Source organism: Bacteroides sp. An269 (assembly GCF_002159755.1).
Lineage (GTDB): Bacteria > Bacteroidota > Bacteroidia > Bacteroidales > Bacteroidaceae > Phocaeicola > Phocaeicola intestinalis.
In genome coordinates this window covers 1-16,447 of record NZ_NFJG01000033.1, presented here as the reverse complement: position 1 = coordinate 16,447, position 16,447 = coordinate 1, and the positions used below count along the sequence as shown (strand labels likewise).

Genomic DNA, 16,447 nt, shown 5'->3' with positions numbered 1-16,447 from the left:
ATCTTCCGGCTGTAAGATTATTAATCTTACGCGTGCAAGATTATTAATCTTGCAGAAAGGTCAGTTATCTGGTGCGTTTGTCCTGTAAAACCATCCGAATGTATTTCGCAATTCCATAAGTTTTCTTACCTTTGCCGTAGTAATAAATTAACCTAATCTTTTAGTTCTATGTATCCATTAAAGTTTAAACCGATTTTAAAATCGACCATTTGGGGAGGAGAGAAAATCATTCCGTTCAAACACCTTGATATCCAGCAAGAGCAAGTAGGAGAAAGTTGGGAAATCTCGGACGTTCCGGGTGATGAGTCTGTGGTGGCAAACGGTGCTGACGCAGGGAAAAACCTTACACAGATGGTAGATGAATATAAAGCGGCTTTGGTAGGGGAGAGCAATTACAAACGTTTCAACGGCAAATTCCCTTTACTTATCAAGTTTATCGATGCTTGCCAGGACTTGTCTATTCAGGTGCATCCGGATGACGAACTGGCGATGAAACGTCATCAGTCGCTGGGCAAGACCGAGATGTGGTATGTTATCGGCAATGATGGCGGAAAAGCCCATTTGCGTTCGGGATTGTCAAAGCAGATTACGCCCGAAGAGTATGCGCAGATGATTGCCGACAATACTATTTGTGACGCGCTTGCCGACTATGCGGTTCAGCCGGGTGATGTGTTCTTCTTGCCTGCCGGACGTATCCATAGCATCGGAGCCGGATGTTTTATCGCCGAAATCCAGGAGACTTCGAACATTACTTACCGTATTTATGATTTCAACCGTAAGGACAAGAACGGCAATACGCGCGAACTGCATACCGAGCTTTCGAAAGATGCCATCGACTATACGGTGAATGAAGATTACCGTACGCATTACACGCCGAAGCAGAACGAACCGGTAGAACTGGTGGCGTGTCCTTATTTCACCACTACGGTGTACGACTTGACCGAACCGATGGAAATGGATTATAGCGAGCTTGACTCGTTTGTGATTTATATCTGTATGGAAGGGGCTTGTAGTGTGACCGACAATGAGGGCAACCAACTTTCGCTTCAGGCAGGCGAGTCGGTATTGTTCCCGGCTACTACCCAGAAGCTTTCGGTAAAACCGGAAGGGCAGGTGAAATTCCTTGAAACTTATGTTTGATAATTGCGAGTATAAATAAAGGTTAAGGCGCAAAAGAAAGTGTGTGGTTAAGAAAACATACTTTCTTTTGCGCCTTTATTGTGTATAAATGTAAAATGATGAATACGAAAAATTGGTTTATCTCTGTATGGATGTGTTTGCTTGTATGGGCGGTCACACCTCTTTTTGCGGAAAATTATCCCTATCGTAGTGATGTGCTGTGGGTAACGGTACCCGACCATCCCGACTGGCTTTATCAAGTGGGCGAGCAGGCAAAGGTGGAGGTGCAGTTTTATAAATATGGTATCCCTCAGGATGGAATAGAAGTGGCTTATGAGCTGGGAGAGGATATGATGCCGGCACACCGTAGCGGAAAGGTTGTGCTGAAAAACGGACGTGCCGTCATTCAGTTGGGTACGATGAATCAGCCCGGATTCCTGGATTGCCGGCTTACGGCAACCATAGACAGGCAGACCTACAGACATCATGTAAAGGTGGGATTCTCTCCTGAAAAATTGCAGCCTTATACACAGCTCCCTGATGACTTCAACGCGTTTTGGGAAAAGAATTTGGCTGAGGCTGCCAGGTGTCCGATGGAATATACCATAGAGCCAGCTCCCGAATATGCTTCGGAAACGACCGAATGTTTTCTGGTCAAGTTGCAATGTTTCCGTCCCGGTTCGTATGTATATGGTTATCTGACCCGTCCCAAGGCTTCGGGCAAATATCCCGTGGTACTTTGTCCTCCGGGTGCGGGAGTAAAGACCATTAAAGAGCCTGGGCGTCATATTTATTATGCCGAAGAAGGATGCATCCGTATGGAAATGGAGATTCATGGACTGAATCCGAAAATGACCGGCAAAGAGTTTAAGGAGATATCGGCGGCTTTCGGCGATTACCTGACGTTCGGTATTGATGACCGCGAGAATTATTACATGAAGAAAGTCTACATGGCATGTGTGCGTGCCATCGATTACCTCACTTCTTTGCCCGACTGGGACGGGAAGAATGTTATCGTACAAGGCGGAAGCCAAGGCGGGGCACTGGCACTGGTAACGGCTGGACTGGATAAGCGTGTAACGGCTTGTGTGGCAAATCATCCGGCATTGAGTGACATGGCAGGATATAAGGCAGGACGTGCCGGAGGTTATCCTCATTTTTTCAAGCGTTATCAGGATATGGATACACCTGCGAAAATCCGTACTATGGCCTATTATGATGTGGTCAACTTTGCCCGGCGCATCAAGGTGCCGGTCTATATGACATGGGGGTATAATGACAATACATGCCCTCCTACTACCAGCTACATTGTTTATAATGTATTGACCTGCCCCAAGGAGGCGCTGATAACCCCCATTAACGAACACTGGACTTCGGAAGCAACAGAATACGGACATCTGAAATGGATTCAGAGACATTTAAGGTAACCGTTGTATTGGGATTCAGTCTGTGAATGTGTTCCGGGACTCAAAGAATATCTTCTGAAAAAAGCGTGCCTGCATACTATGAGAACAATAGTAGTGCAGGCACACCGAAAATGAAAACCAAAATGTGCAAAAAATTAGAAACGGTTTCTAAATCCGTCTGGCGGATTATACTTCTACCAGTTTATATTTAGGTACCATGATCTTCATCATAATCCAACTGAACAGGTAGGCGAGCGATGCTACGATGAATACAATCATGTAGCCGGCATCGATACCCTGAAAACCAAGGAAAGACATGTTGGTTTCTTTCGAATAAGTAAATAGCAAACCCGAGCACTGGTTGAAAAGCAAGCAGCCTACACCACCTGCCATACCACCGATGCCTGTAACGGTAGCTACGGCCGATTTCGGGAACATATCACTTACTACTGAATAGACATTTGCGCTCCAACTCTGGTGTGCTGCACCGATGATACCGATGATGATAATCGGATACCAGCAAGAAGCTGCACCGGTCGACTGGGCAAACAAACCTATCAATGGGAAGAACGAGAAAATCAGCATGGCTTTCATTCTGCCTTTATAGGGGTCCATTTTTTGCTTTTCAACAAAGAATGTAGGCAGATAACTTCCGTAAAGCGACAACATCGAAATCAGATACAGTGTAAAGATCAGCATCATTCCCATGGTAGAGTCTGAACTGTATCCGTATACATCACGGATATATGCCGGAGCCCAAAACAGGAAGAACCACCATACACCATCGGGCAGGAAACGTCCGAAGATGACCGCCCATGTCTGGCGGAAAGTGAAGCATTTCCAAAGTCCGATTTTCGGTCCGTCATTATTGTCTTTGCTGACCGTATTTTCGGCTATTGCATCCTGTTCGATGTATTCAAGTTCAGCTTTGTTCACATGCTTGTTGTCACGTGGCTTGTCGTAGAATTTGTAGAACAAAATCATCCAGAGCAGCCCGACTCCACTCATTACGATGAATGCCATTTCCCAGCCGAAAGCACGTGCAATGCCCGGTATGATGAACGGGGCTACCAGAGCACCTACTTGTGCACCTGCATTGAACAAGCCGGTAGCGAAGCCACGGTCTTTCTTCGGAAAATATTCGGCAGTAATCTTGATGGCTGAAGGGAAATTGCCCGATTCACCGATGGCAACAATGCACCGCATGAATACAAACAGCCAGACACTGACAGTTGATACCGCCAGTGCGATATTTCCAGTAGCTTTGATGGCGGCAAGGTTTTCGCGTGCGGCTCCGAAAGTGAACATCCAGTCGCCACTTACGATGCCATTGGTCAGTATGCCGGTAAAAGCATGTAAGAATGCACCCACTACCCATGTGCCGAAGGCAATGAGATAACCGCGGCGCGTACCTACTTTATCGATAAACTTTCCGATGAACAGCATACTGATGGCGTAAACTAACGAGAATACACCCGTGATGGTTCCATAATTGGCATCCGACCAGTTCAGTTCGGGAGCGATAAAGTCTTTATAGGTAAGCGATAGAACCTGGCGGTCCATATAAGTTGCTGCGGTAGCCAAGAATAGCATGCTACAGATTACCCAGCGGTAATTGCTCATCTTCGCTCCGGTATTAGTTGAATTGTTCATGGTATTGAATCTTGTTTTTATCGTTTAGATAGTTTTTAGTTAATAAATGGCGGGAGGGTGCTTATCTCATTTCTGTGTAAGAAATCTTGTCCATATCTCCATAGTCCAGGTTCTCACCAGCCATACCCCAGATGAACATGTAGTTGCTGGTGCCGGCTGCTGCATGGATAGACCATTCGGGTGACATGATAGCCTGTTCGTTGGCAAGCCATACCAGACGTTCTTCTTGTGGTTCGCCCATTAAGTGGCAAATCATGTTGCCTTCAGGAACGTTGAAATAGAAATACGCTTCGATGCGGCGGCTGTGGGTATGTGCAGGCATGGTGTTCCATACACTGCCGGGTTTCAGTTCGGTCAATCCCATTTGGAGTTGGCACGGGCCTTCTTCCAGTACGTTGTTCACAATCAGCTGGTTGATGACACGGTCGTTGCTTTCTTCCATTTTTCCGGCAGGGAATGAGTTGGCTTTCAAAGAGCCTTTGCGTCCGTCGATGGTAATCAGTTGTGTCTTGTACTCTTTATGTGCCAGTGCCGAGTTGATATAGAACTTGGCAGGCTTGCTGGCATCTTTGCTCTTGAATGTCACATTTTTGTTTCCACGGCCAACGTACAGGGCTTCTTTGAATCCCAGTTCGTATTCTTTGCCATCTACGGTTACGATACCTTCGCCACCGATGTTGATGACTCCCAGTTCGCGGTTGAACAGGAAATAAGGAGCTTTCAGTGCATCAAAGGTTTCCAGTGTCAGTTCTTTGGTTGCGGGAACGGCTCCGCCGAAGATGAAGCGGTCGTACATGGAATAAGTCAGGTTGATTTGGTCGGCAACCATTACTTTTTCCATCATGAAACTGTTACGAAGTCTTTGTGTGTCGTATGTTTTTACATCTTGGGGGTTGCATGCCGTTTGCATGCGTACGTTTACTTGTGCATTTGCCGATAAAGCGGCTGCACCTAACATCATTGCAATTGCTAATTTTTTCATGTTGCTTTCGTTTTTTATAGTTTGTTTTTTATTGATTATTCAGCGTTGCGGCTTTCCTTGATAATCCGGCGTCGGTTAAAGATTGCCAAAGCCAGTGTAAAGGCAACAAGGATAATAGAACCTACAATCTTCATATTATATACAAGGTGGAAAATAGCCCATGAGAAGAGGCTTGAGGCAAAGTCGAGTGCACCTCCTTGGAACCCTTCGGGTATTTTTACGGCAGAGTCTTGTGTCTTTACATATACGTCTTGTGCGGCTTGGGTAAAGAAAGGAGCCAAATCGGTAACGAAATAGAGTCCTACAATCAAAGCTACCAGGCCGATGATGAATGTTTTCAATACGTTGCCTTTAGTGATGGGAAGGACCGCCGGAAACAAGTAGAACATACCAGCCAGCGAGGCAAGCGGCAAGAATTGGTTTCCGGGAAGTATAACCGATAAAAATAAAGTAACAGGAATCAGTAACAACGAGACAACAAGCGTTGTAGGATGGCCGATGACCAATGCAGGGCTCATACCAATGTTCAGTCCGCTTGCATTCTTGAATTTGCGGGCAATTAATTCACGGGTGGCATCCGAGATTGGGCGCAATCCTTCAATGAATAATGAAGTGATACGTGGAATCAATTCCATTACAGCTCCCATCTTAATGCCCAGTCCCAAAATGGCAGGAATGTTGTCGACCAGCTGCTTGCCGCTTTCACAAGCTAATGCACCAATGCCGCATCCCACGATGACACCTAGAAAAAGAGGTTCACCCATGATGCCGAATTTCTTTTTCATACCTTCCGCATCGATGTTTAATTTCTCAAATCCGGGAATTTTATCCAGTGCCTTATTGATAACTACGGCAAAGGGTACAAAACCCTGGCAGAAAGGTTGAGGGATGGAGATGCCGTCCATCTTGTCGTAATAGGTCTGGAATTGTTTGCAGGTCAGGTCTGCCATTACCAAAGTAATAATGTAGCAGATAATGGCGGCAAAAAATCCCCACCAGATATTGTCTGATGCGAAATAGACCACAGCACCGATAAAAGCAAAGTGCCAATAGTTCCACAGGTCGATGTTGACGGTTTTGGTTGTTTTGGTCAGCAACATCACGATATTGACTGCAAGGCATACAGGAATGATGAAAGCACCTACAGATGTGTTGTATGCAACTGATGCAGCAGCAGGCCATCCCATGTCGAAGATACCTAGACTTAACCCATAGATTTCGGTGACTCTTTTCAGTGGTTCTCCCAGGCTGCTTGTCAACAAAGCGGTCACTACCGATAATCCTACAAAACCGACTCCGACGAGCAATCCGCTCTTGAGTGCTTTCCCGAATTTAATTCCGATACATACTCCTAAAATTGTAAAAATAATAGGCATCATCACCGCTGCTCCCAGACCGATGATATAGCTAAAAACCTGTTCCATACGTTACGTTTCTCTTTACTATAAATACGTTTATAAGGTTAATAATGAATGTAATTGCACCAAATGTACGGTCTTTTCTTTTAATTTGCAATTGATTTGGCAAGAAATTGCAGTATTTGTCGAAATTTTCCGTTATCGTACACGATAATTCTTGTTTCTTGAATAAATAATCCACTTTTAAGCCCAGAAAATCCACATGGCTCATCTACTTTTTCTTTACTTTTGTAACTGTTAAGGGAGTGTGGGCATTCATGCAAAAACAAATAAAAAACACGTTATGAGAAACAAGAGCTTTTTAGTTATGATGTTGGGGGTTGTGTTGGCAACTTTGGGTAAAATTCAGGCAAAGACCGATTCCTTCGAGCCGCAGAAGCCTTGGTCTGTCCGTATGGCAGAGTCGGAAATGGTAAGAAATCCTGAGTCGTGGCAACTTGATTTCCAACCGTCATTGAAATGGGATTATTGTCATGGGCTGGAATTAGGGGCTATGTTGGATGTGTACGACCGTTATGGCGACAACCGTTTTTTCGAGTATGCTTTGGCTTATGCCGATACGATGGTTAATGCAGACGGGACAATCAAGAAATACAAGGTAGAAGAATATAGCCTGGACCGTATCAATTCCGGAAAATTCTTGTTCCGCATTTATGAACAGACTAAGGAACCGAAGTACAAGAAAGCCTTGGATTTGATTCGCACACAGTTCGACGGACAGCCTCGCAATGCTGATGGAGGCTTTTGGCATAAGAAAGTATATCCTCACCAAATGTGGTTGGACGGTATCTATATGGGGGTTCCTTATTTGGTGGAGTATGCTTACCGGAATAATGAACCGGAAGATTATCAAGAGGTTATCAAGCAGATAAAGTTGGCTGCGCGTCATACGTACGATTCGGAGACGGGCTTGTTCCGCCATGCTTGTGATGTAAGTAAGACAGAAAAATGGGCGGATAAGACTACCGGTCAGTCGCAGCATTGCTGGGGACGTGCGTTGGGATGGTATACAATGGCAATCGTTGATGTGCTTGATTATCTTCCGATGCATGAACCGGGACGTGACTCATTGCTGGTGATACTGAACCACGTTGCCAAGACGTTGAAAAAATATCAAAGTCCGGAAGGATTGTGGTATCAGGTGATGGATCGTAGTGGTGATGAAGGAAATTATTTGGAGTCGTCCTGCTCTACGATGTTTGTCTATTCCCTCTTGAAAGCAGTGCGTAAGGGATATATCAGTTCTTCTTATTTCAATACGGCGCGTAAAGGTTACGAAGGCATTTTAAATCATTTTATAAAGGTGGACGAAAATGGGTTGGTGTCGATAACCCGTGCTTGCGCAGTTGCCGGACTGGGAGGCAAGAATTACCGGTCGGGTGATTATACCTATTATATAAATGAGAAGATTCGTGACAACGACCCGAAGGCTGTTGGACCGTTTATTCTGGCAAGCCTGGAATGGGAAAGTCTTCCTAAGGAGCAACGTCGTTTTGCCGAACCTAGAACGTTGATGGTGGCTCAGGATGGTTCGGGCGACTTTACTACTTTAAAGGATGCTTTGGAGTCGGCAAGAGCTTTTATGGATTATGATGTAAAGATTTATGTCAAGAATGGTGTTTATCGTGAAAAGCTGGTTGTGCCTTCGTGGCTTCAGCACATTGAGATTATCGGTGAAGATGCTGGCAAGACAATAATAACGAATGCCGATCATGCCAATATGAACAAAATGGGTACTTTCCGAACCTATACGGTGAAAGTAGAGGGCAATTACATCACGTTCCGTAACATAACTATTGAGAATAATGCACCCCGCTTGGGACAGGCTGTAGCCTTGCATACAGAAGGAGATTGCTTAAGATTCTATAATTGCCGGTTGTTGGGCAATCAAGATACAGTCTATACGGGGACAGAAGGAACTCGTCTTTATTTCGAAGGGTGCTACATAGAGGGAACTACTGATTTCATCTTTGGTCCTTCTACTGCTTGGTTCGAGGGATGCACCATTCACAGTAAAGCCAATTCGTATGTGTCAGCAGCTTCTACTCCTGCCTATATTTCTTATGGTTATGTGTTTAATAAGTGCAAACTGACTGCCGATGCCGGTGTAAATAAAGTCTATCTGGGACGTCCGTGGCGTCCGTATGCTTCTACCGTATTTATGAATTGCGAGTTGGGCAAACACATTGTTCCGGCAGGCTGGCACAATTGGAATAATAAGGAAAATGAGAAGACTGCTCGTTATGCTGAATACGGAAACACCGGTGAAGGTGCAATAACCGGCCAACGGGTCGGATGGGCAAAGCAGTTGACCGAAAAAGAGGTAAATGATATAACTTTGGACCGTTTTTATTTTATGTCAGGAAATTGGAATCCGTGCGAATAAAAGTCGTATAACTGTAAGAACTAATCAGGAGTTAAAAGTCAATAACCTTGTAGGTTTGGGCTTTTAACTCCTGATTAGTTCTTACAGTTACCGCTTGATGTCTGTCAATAGGGCATTGCCATTTTTAAGAGGATTCCATCCATCGTTTCCTGCCAATACCTTTTCGGGCTGGTATCTTGTGATGTCAGTCAGTTGGTGGCTATAGGGTACTCTAGTATTTGGGCTTGCTCCTTCGCCAGTGCTTTTGTATTCAGCGAAGAACGCGGTTTTTTCATTCGATGCTTTACCCCAGTTGTTCCAGCCTGCCGGAACAATGTGTTTGCCCAATTCGCATTCTATGTAAACCACTTGGGCATAGGGACGCCACGGACGAGCCAGATAAACTTTGCTAGTTTCCTTGTCTGAAGTCAGGCGGCAGTTCCAGAATACATATCCATAGTCTTTCCCTTGGTCGGTAGAGGGAGCGGTCACATAGCCATCACCTAAGCTTCGTATCTCGCAATTTTTGAATAAGGCAGTGCTCCAGCCAAAGATGAAATCGACAGTGCCTTCTATATAGCATTCCTCGTAGTATTGTCGGCTTTCTTTGCCATAGGTGTAGAGTGTGTCTTGGTTGCCTAGAAAACGGCAATGCCGGAAATAGGCACGATCGCCGTCGACAAAACATGCTACAGCTTGCCCTACCTTTCCTGCCGTATTGGCAAAAGTGATGTTTTCGGCATAAAAGTCGGGAGCGTAAATGTAGACGGTAGATGAACCGGAGGTAGACATTTCTTCGCCGAAAATATTTTTCTTCGAGGCATAATTGTCATCAGTGATTATGGCTCCCTCTTCGCCGATAAGTGATACATTGATTTTTGAGGCAGGGACGATGACACGTTCTTTGTATTCGCCTTTCCGTACAAGAATGGTAGTGCGATGTTTTTTGCGGAAATCGGGTACGGCATTAATTGCTTCCTGAACGGTGAAGAAATCGCCGCTACCATCTTTTGCTACTACAAAATCATAATAACGTACGTACTTGCCCAATTCGGGAATTTGCTTCTCGATGGCTTGTACGGCAAGTCTGGCTACCTGTCTGGCACCGTATACGTTGAAATGGGTATTGTCTTGGCGTCCTTTGGGGCAAGCGGGTGAAACACCTGCCGGAATCCACATGAAAAGTCTTTTTGAACCTTCTACGCCCATTGATTCTACCAGTTCCTTTGTGGCACGGTTGAGATCGATGAATACTACATCCAGTTCTTTTGCCACATTGCGTGGCGAGTCAAGATATTTTCCATGGGTATCTATCAGCGTATCTCCTTCTTCGATGGCATCTGTCTTTTCGGGACGGAGGTCATCAGCAGCAATCGCATTGGGGTTTTCACCGAAATTGCGGCGTACTACAGAATTAAACAAGACGGGAATACCTCCTTTTTCGCGTGTCTCACGTACGAATTTCCGGAGGTTTTCATCGAAAGTTGTACCTGGTTCGGTATGACGGTCAGGGTTCGTTTTCTCGTCATTATGTCCGAACTGGATAAATACATAGTCACCTGGGCGGATTTTGTTTACCACTTCTTCCCAGTGTCCTTGGTCAATGAAACTTTTCGAGCTTCTTCCGTTTAAAGCATGGTTGTCTACGCGTACGTCTTCGGTGAAAAATCCTCCTAAAACGTGTCCCCAGCCTCGTTCTAAATTACCGGCATCCAACGATTTATTGGCCATGGTGGAATCACCTATCATAAAAATCGTGATAACCCGGTCTGACTTGAATGCTGACAGGAACAGAACTGTCAGTAAGATGCAGAACAAATGAACTTTTTTCATAAAATGATGGTATATGTTTTCAATGGTTGAATTCTTTATTGAAAAACTCTAATACGGCTTGCTGGATTTCTTTGCTGCAGAAATGGGGCAAGTCGTAGAGTTGGGTATGGAGGTGTTTATCGGCTCCCTGGCTTTCCCATACTTTGTGCAGGATTTCGTATGCCGACTTTACCCCGTCTACCGGAAAAAGTTTGTCTTTCAGTCCGTTGGTGAATAACATCGGCTTGGGACAGGCGATGCTTGCTACGTGTGGATAATCCATGTAACGCCGGAGGTTCGGGATAATCATGGCGTATGCCGAACCACCTTTGTTCTGGTTGTTGGTTAAAGTCATCAGACTATCGGTGGTATTCATCCAGCATACGGCAGCTCCGGCTTTTACGGCATCGGTAGCCGCCATGGTCATCCATGCCCGATGTGCTCCCATAGAGAAGCCCATTGTACCGACTTTTTCCTTATCGACATTAGGAAGAGAACTCAAGAACTCAGCACTTCGGATATCGTCCCACGTGATGAGTGCTCCCCATGACATGCCCATCTGAAGCAAATTAGCAGATAAAGCTTGTTGCGAATCGTAGCGTGGATATTCTTTTCGTCCGCGTTCGCCCCAGAACAGGGCATCTACTGCCAGCACGATGTATCCGTGTTGTGCCAGATAATCACCTACGTATTGTCCGTCGTAGCAACGTGTTACCCAATCGTCTGCATCTGCTTGTACGACTTCTGATACGTGAAACGGACGTACCATCTTTTCTTTTCCGATGGTGAAATGTGCACCATGGTCGTGTAGTAGCAGGATAGCAGGAAATGGACCTTTTCCTTCAGGTACCAAGAGGTATGCCGGCACGCGAGACCATTTGGAAATGTTAAATACGATTTTTTGTGCCGTATAGCCCTCACGTTGCTCACTCTCGATGACTTTCATATCGAAGGCAGATTCGGGAGGTGCAGGCTGCATGCATTCCAGCAATTTCCGGCGTGCCTGTTCACGCCAGCGGCTGAAATCTTTTTCTGGTGCATTGCCCCACGCCAGTGGATAGGTGAGTGTTTGCTTCAGTTCTTGGTAGAAGATAGGCATATCGTTTATGGTTTCGTAGCCTGTGTATGCTTGTTCTGCCTCTATTTTTTTTATCCATGCCGGATAAGCTTGTAAGATGGCTTCGGGAACGTATGTGTACCATGCATAGCCTACCCGTCGTTCGGGTGCTACATCTTTCAGCTGATAGACTTTTTTCCCATTGCGGTTAGCCATGAAGGGACGGTTGGTATCCAGTTCGTAAAAACGGGCCCAGATGCGTGGAGCTTTAGCGTCTTCCACGACAATTCTGTCGTAGGGATATTCTGCGTTGGTGATTTGCGTTTTGTCTATGGGTACCTTTTCGATGCGGATACCTTGGATTGCTGATTTTTCCAGCCAGGATATGCCGGCTTTTACGGCATCTATGACCGGAGGTGTAGGGTGAGGAATGTGCATCAGCAGGCGCAGGATACTACAGCTTTCGCTCGAAACCAGTGACGGAAGTTCGAAGCTGCGGGCATGTGTAGGGAGCAATGTCTTGTTGTCGTGTTGCTGTCCCCATACAGTTTTGGTGCCGTTCTGTACATATTGAGTACGCAAAATCATGTCGATTCCCATCCAAAATGCCTGGTGGATTTTTTTCCTCATTGTGTCGTCCAGCCAGGTGTAATGGATATCTCCTTCGTTGATGCGTAAAAAGAGTTCCAGTACACCGGTGGTCACCTCATCATTGTATGTGATGGCATCTACGTCCCAGCCGCGCCAGCCTCCGTTTTTCTTTTGAGTTTTAAGAAGGTAGCTCAACCCTTTGAGAGCGGCATCTTTGTAGCGTGCCTGTCTGGTCAGCGTATATACATGGGCAAGATAATCGATTTGTGAGTACGTATTGCGGTTGTCCAGCGTACTGCGTTTGTATCGGTCGCTTAATGTGCTGTATACCGAGTCGGGCGGCAGAATGGCCAGCCAGTCGATGTTTTTGGGCCATCCGCCGTCTTGATTCTGGTAAGCAATGAAATTGTTGGCTATTTCCTTGTACTGTTCAGGGGCATAGCGGGCATAGTTGCGGACGGGATGTCCCAGATTCCAGTGGTGGATGCCGTCATCCATACTTTTTAGTGAGGGGATATCTTGTGCGTGTGCGAAACTTGCCAGTCCACATATCAGCAGGCATAGTAATTGGTTTTTCATGGCTTAACTCTTACTTCTCAGTTTTTCGGATATAAATGGTTAACCAAACCATTCAGATAAACTTCCAGATTGGTATAGTCGGTACTCAGGCTGTAAACAGCCCCATCCGAGGCGTCATTGGGGTTTAAGCCGTGTTGTTTTTCCCATTCATCGGGCATTCCGTCGGAGTCAGTATCAATAGGAGCAATGTCAGACTGGTATTCATCCCATCCGCCTACATCGCTGGGTTGGTCTATCATGCCGTTAGTACTTCCGTGGCTTCCTTCATAATGATAGATGCCCTGCTGGGTTTCATCTACGATACGTTGGTCGTATGCATCCCGTTTGAAGGAAGCTCCTGCGTATTGCAATACGGCTTCATAAGCTTCGTGTGCCGGTTGGAGCGAAGTATGTTCGGCTATATCGAAGGGGGAATCGGATAAGTAAGTTGTTTTGTCTGCGGTTTTGTCTTTTAAAATCAACCCTACGGTATTGTCCTTGTTCACCTTTTGCATGTCTTTCCGTTGCTTTTCGCTCAGCTTGGTGCATGAATCATCCATGTAGTTCCCGTTCAGATAGAAAACACCGTGAATACCTTTTGTATTGGAGTTCGTTCCGTCATCGGGATATGCTGTAAACAAACGTTTGTATGAGGAGACCGTAGCGGTATAGGGACCGGGCTTATAGTAATTGTTCAGGAAATTATACGAACCTCCTTCGCCCGCGTATGCTCCGGCACTTCCGTAATTGTAGATGACATTGTTGAACAATTCCACCCGCTCTTCTTCGGGCTTGCCTGTATAGCGGCTTCCGCACAGGCGGGGCGTGCGGTTGGAGTGATGTGCCAGCAGATTGTGGTGGAACGAGGCGGGCTGTCCTCCCCAGATGCCTCCATAGCCGTGCTTGCCTTTTTTGTGGATGGAGTTGAGCAGGCTTTCGCTGGCGATGCACCATTGCATCGTGAAGTTCCGGTTATCGTAGAACGTGGCACATTCGTCCGTGCTCCAGCTCATCGAACAATGGTCGATGATGATATCCCGGTGGTTATTGAATCCGTTCATGGCATCGTTCCCTTTTTGCTTGATGTCCGCTCCCATGCGCGAACGGATGAAGCGGATGATGACGTTGTCCGCCTTGATTCCCAGCGTATAGTTTTTCAGGCAGATGCCGTCGCCCGGAGCGGTCTGTCCGGCAATGGTCAGGTCTCCGTTATTGATATAGAGTGGGGATTGCAGTTCGATGATGCCGCTTACGGCAAATACGATGGTGCGCGGCCCTTTCTTGCGGATTGCCCAGCGCAACGTGCCTTCCGACCCGTCGTCTTTCAAGGAATTGACGGTATATACTTTTCCGCCTCTTCCGCCGGTAGTATATTTCCCCGCACCGTCGGCTCCGGGGAATGCCGGTACGCGGTCGGTGGATGCTGATGCCGGTAAGGCGCATAACGAGAGCGCAATCAGGCAGGCGGCTGTTCCGAGTTCTCTTTTCAGGTTCATATATAATAAGGTATTAAGGGTTAGGATATAAATCTTCTACTAAGCTATTCAGGTAAACCTCCAAGTTGGTATAGTAGGGGCTGAGGTTGTATTTGGCTCCGTCCGAAGCATCGTTCGGGTTCAAGTGTTGTTCTTCTTCCCATGCATCGGGCATGCCGTCTCCGTCTGTGTCTGCCGGAGCTGTGCCCGGTGCGTAATCAGGCCATCCGCCTACGTCTTCGGCACGGTCTATCAATCCATTCGAACTTCCGTTGCTTCCCTCGGCGGTATAATTCCCTTGGCGCACGTTATCGACAATACGCGCGTCTACATCATCCCGGACGAGCGATGCTCCCGCATGAGCCAATACCCAATCGTAAGCATCTTGTGCCGGTTGGGTATATTCGTCCGCATCGGGAGTGATGAGGAAGGCTTCTTCCGACCGGATGGCTTCGATGCCTCCTTCGGGCAAGGGGCAATTGTTTTCATTGGGATGTATGCCCGACCAGTTATCTGCATTGACTTCCGCTATCAGTTTTTTGTAGTTTTCGGGCAAGTTGGGGCAGGTATCATCGAAATAGTTCCCGTTTACGTAGAAAGTTCCCCATACGCCTTTCGGGTTTTGCTGGCTTCCGTCATCCCCGTTAGGCTGGAAGATGCGGTTGACAATGCCTTTCTTCGTACAGGTGGAAGGTCCCGGCTTGTAATAGTTGTTGATGAAATTGTACGAGCCTCCTTCGCCCGCATAGCCTCCGTTGGTCGGTCCCCAATTATAGAATACGTTATTCCGCAGGTCGATTTGCTCCTTATCGGGATTGCCCGTGGTGCGGCTTCCCGAAAGGCGGGGCGTACGGCTGCTATGGTGTGCCAGCAGGTTATGGTGGAACGAGGCAGGTTCTCCTCCCCAGATGCCTCCGTACCCATGCCTTCCTTTGCTATGCTCGGAGAGCGTAAGGCTTTCGCTGATGATGCACCATTGTAGGGTGAAGTTCTCGTTGTTATAGAAAGAGGCACACTCGTCGGTGCTCCAGCTCATCGAGCAATGGTCTATCACGATGTTTTTCCGTCCTCTGCCCCACACGGCATCGCCTCCGTCGGCTTCGGTTTCCGTCAGGTTGTCCGATCCCATGCGGAAACGGATAAACCGTATGATGACATTATCTGCATTTACTACAACCGGATGCCCTTTCAGGCAGATGCCTCCTCCCGGTGCGGTTTGTCCGGCAATGGTTACATCTCCATGATTGATTTTAAGCTCTTGGCTTAATTCGATAAGTCCGCCCGTGGCAAAGACGATGGTACGCTTTCCCGATTGGTTCAATGCCCAGCGCAAGGTGCCCGTAGAGCCGTCATCGGCAAGGGAAGTGACGGTATATACCTTCCCTTCCGCTCCTCCGGAAGTAAAGCGTCCGGCTCCGAAAGCATAAGGAAAGGCGGGGGTTGCGTTCCGGTCGGGAGCGGGATAGTCGGGCAATTCTTCTTCGTCCGGCTCCGGTTCAGGTTCTTCTTGTCCGGGCTTTTCTTGCTCAGTTTTAGGGGATGTATCCGCACAGGCGGTAAATAAGCTAAAGCTAAATGCCATGGCAAGCCAGACTGGTTTCGTATGTTTCATAAAAGATGTTTTTGTTTTTGTATCAAAAGTACGCCTTTTTCGTGTGGTAGAGGGGGAAATATTGGTTTTTATATACCATATTTTGAACTAGGGCAGGATGGACTTGAATGGGAGTTTTAACGTATACGGCTTCATTTGCCTGCGAAGCTGTATGTGTCGGTTGATGAAACTTGCTTCGTAAGGCGATGAAGCCGTATGCGTTTATGTTTTCGCAATAGTTGCATCGCTTGTAAGATTATTAATCTTACAGCGTGAAGATTAATAATCTTTCGGCATGAAGATTAATAATCTTAGAAGCTGTTTTGAATTTCTCCAAAAAGTTTTTCTTGGCTTGATGTATCCGTTTTCGTGTGTGCTTTGGGCGATTTTTTGGTCCTTTCCGCTCCTGTTCTTCGTCAG

At 46.6% G+C, this 16,447-nt stretch carries 10 protein-coding genes and 1 pseudogene; 3 read left to right on the top strand and 8 right to left on the bottom strand.

Translation table 11 applies throughout. The annotated features are described in order from the left end of the window. Nucleotides 1–168 precede the first annotated feature (168 nt). Both B5F71_RS08410 and B5F71_RS08405 read left to right on the top strand, forming a co-directional pair. On the top strand, nucleotides 169–1,140 hold the full coding sequence (locus B5F71_RS08410) for a type I phosphomannose isomerase catalytic subunit (protein ID WP_022039625.1): 972 nt from the start codon (nucleotides 169–171) through the stop codon (nucleotides 1,138–1,140). 131 nt (nucleotides 1,141–1,271) lie between these two features. Then, the gene (locus tag B5F71_RS08405; RefSeq protein WP_239473431.1) at nucleotides 1,272–2,546 is read left to right on the top strand and encodes an acetylxylan esterase; all 1,275 of its coding nucleotides are present in this window, start codon (nucleotides 1,272–1,274) and stop codon (nucleotides 2,544–2,546) included. A gap of 165 nt (nucleotides 2,547–2,711) precedes the next feature. Here the strand turns inward: B5F71_RS08405 and B5F71_RS08400 are convergent, their stop codons facing one another. From B5F71_RS08400 to B5F71_RS08390, 3 genes are all read right to left on the bottom strand, one after another. Beyond that, nucleotides 2,712–4,178 carry an MFS transporter gene (locus tag B5F71_RS08400; RefSeq protein WP_191764811.1) on the bottom strand — a complete coding sequence of 489 codons (1,467 nt, stop codon included), beginning with the start codon at nucleotides 4,176–4,178 and terminating at the stop codon, nucleotides 2,712–2,714. Between the two features lie 61 nt (nucleotides 4,179–4,239). Then, complete coding sequence (gene kduI / locus B5F71_RS08395) at nucleotides 4,240–5,160, bottom strand: 5-dehydro-4-deoxy-D-glucuronate isomerase (protein WP_022039622.1); 921 nt, start codon at nucleotides 5,158–5,160, stop codon at nucleotides 4,240–4,242. Nucleotides 5,161–5,195: 35 nt separating this feature from the next. Beyond that, entirely contained in the window at nucleotides 5,196–6,584 is a 1,389-nt protein-coding gene (locus tag B5F71_RS08390) for a PTS transporter subunit IIC (protein ID WP_087209246.1), read from the bottom strand. Nucleotides 6,585–6,861: 277 nt separating this feature from the next. Between B5F71_RS08390 and B5F71_RS08380 the strand changes: the two genes are divergently transcribed. Then, on the top strand, nucleotides 6,862–8,964 hold the full coding sequence (locus tag B5F71_RS08380) for a pectinesterase family protein (protein WP_087209240.1): 2,103 nt from the start codon (nucleotides 6,862–6,864) through the stop codon (nucleotides 8,962–8,964). An 87-nt stretch (nucleotides 8,965–9,051) separates the two neighbouring features. Here B5F71_RS08380 and B5F71_RS08375 read toward each other — a convergent pair whose 3' ends face one another. The 5 genes and pseudogenes from B5F71_RS08375 to B5F71_RS08360 all read right to left on the bottom strand — a co-directional run bounded on the left by B5F71_RS08375 (nucleotide 9,052) and on the right by B5F71_RS08360 (nucleotide 16,048). Then, nucleotides 9,052–10,776 (bottom strand): pectinesterase family protein, encoded by a 1,725-nt coding sequence (locus tag B5F71_RS08375; RefSeq protein ID WP_087209237.1) that lies wholly within the window; start codon nucleotides 10,774–10,776, stop codon nucleotides 9,052–9,054. Nucleotides 10,777–10,795: 19 nt separating this feature from the next. Further along, a complete protein-coding gene (locus B5F71_RS21005) occupies nucleotides 10,796–11,908 on the bottom strand; it encodes an alpha/beta hydrolase family protein (RefSeq protein WP_239414079.1) in 1,113 nt (370 codons plus the stop codon). A 33-nt stretch (nucleotides 11,909–11,941) separates the two neighbouring features. Continuing rightward, nucleotides 11,942–12,901, bottom strand: a pseudogene (pelA, locus tag B5F71_RS21000) (pectate lyase); the annotation flags it as partial. 98 nt (nucleotides 12,902–12,999) lie between these two features. After that, on the bottom strand, nucleotides 13,000–14,457 hold the full coding sequence (locus B5F71_RS08365; protein WP_143269869.1) for a pectate lyase: 1,458 nt from the start codon (nucleotides 14,455–14,457) through the stop codon (nucleotides 13,000–13,002). Nucleotides 14,458–14,470: 13 nt separating this feature from the next. After that, nucleotides 14,471–16,048 carry a pectate lyase gene (locus B5F71_RS08360; protein ID WP_087209231.1) on the bottom strand — a complete coding sequence of 526 codons (1,578 nt, stop codon included), beginning with the start codon at nucleotides 16,046–16,048 and terminating at the stop codon, nucleotides 14,471–14,473. Between the last annotated feature and the right edge of the window lie 399 nt (nucleotides 16,049–16,447).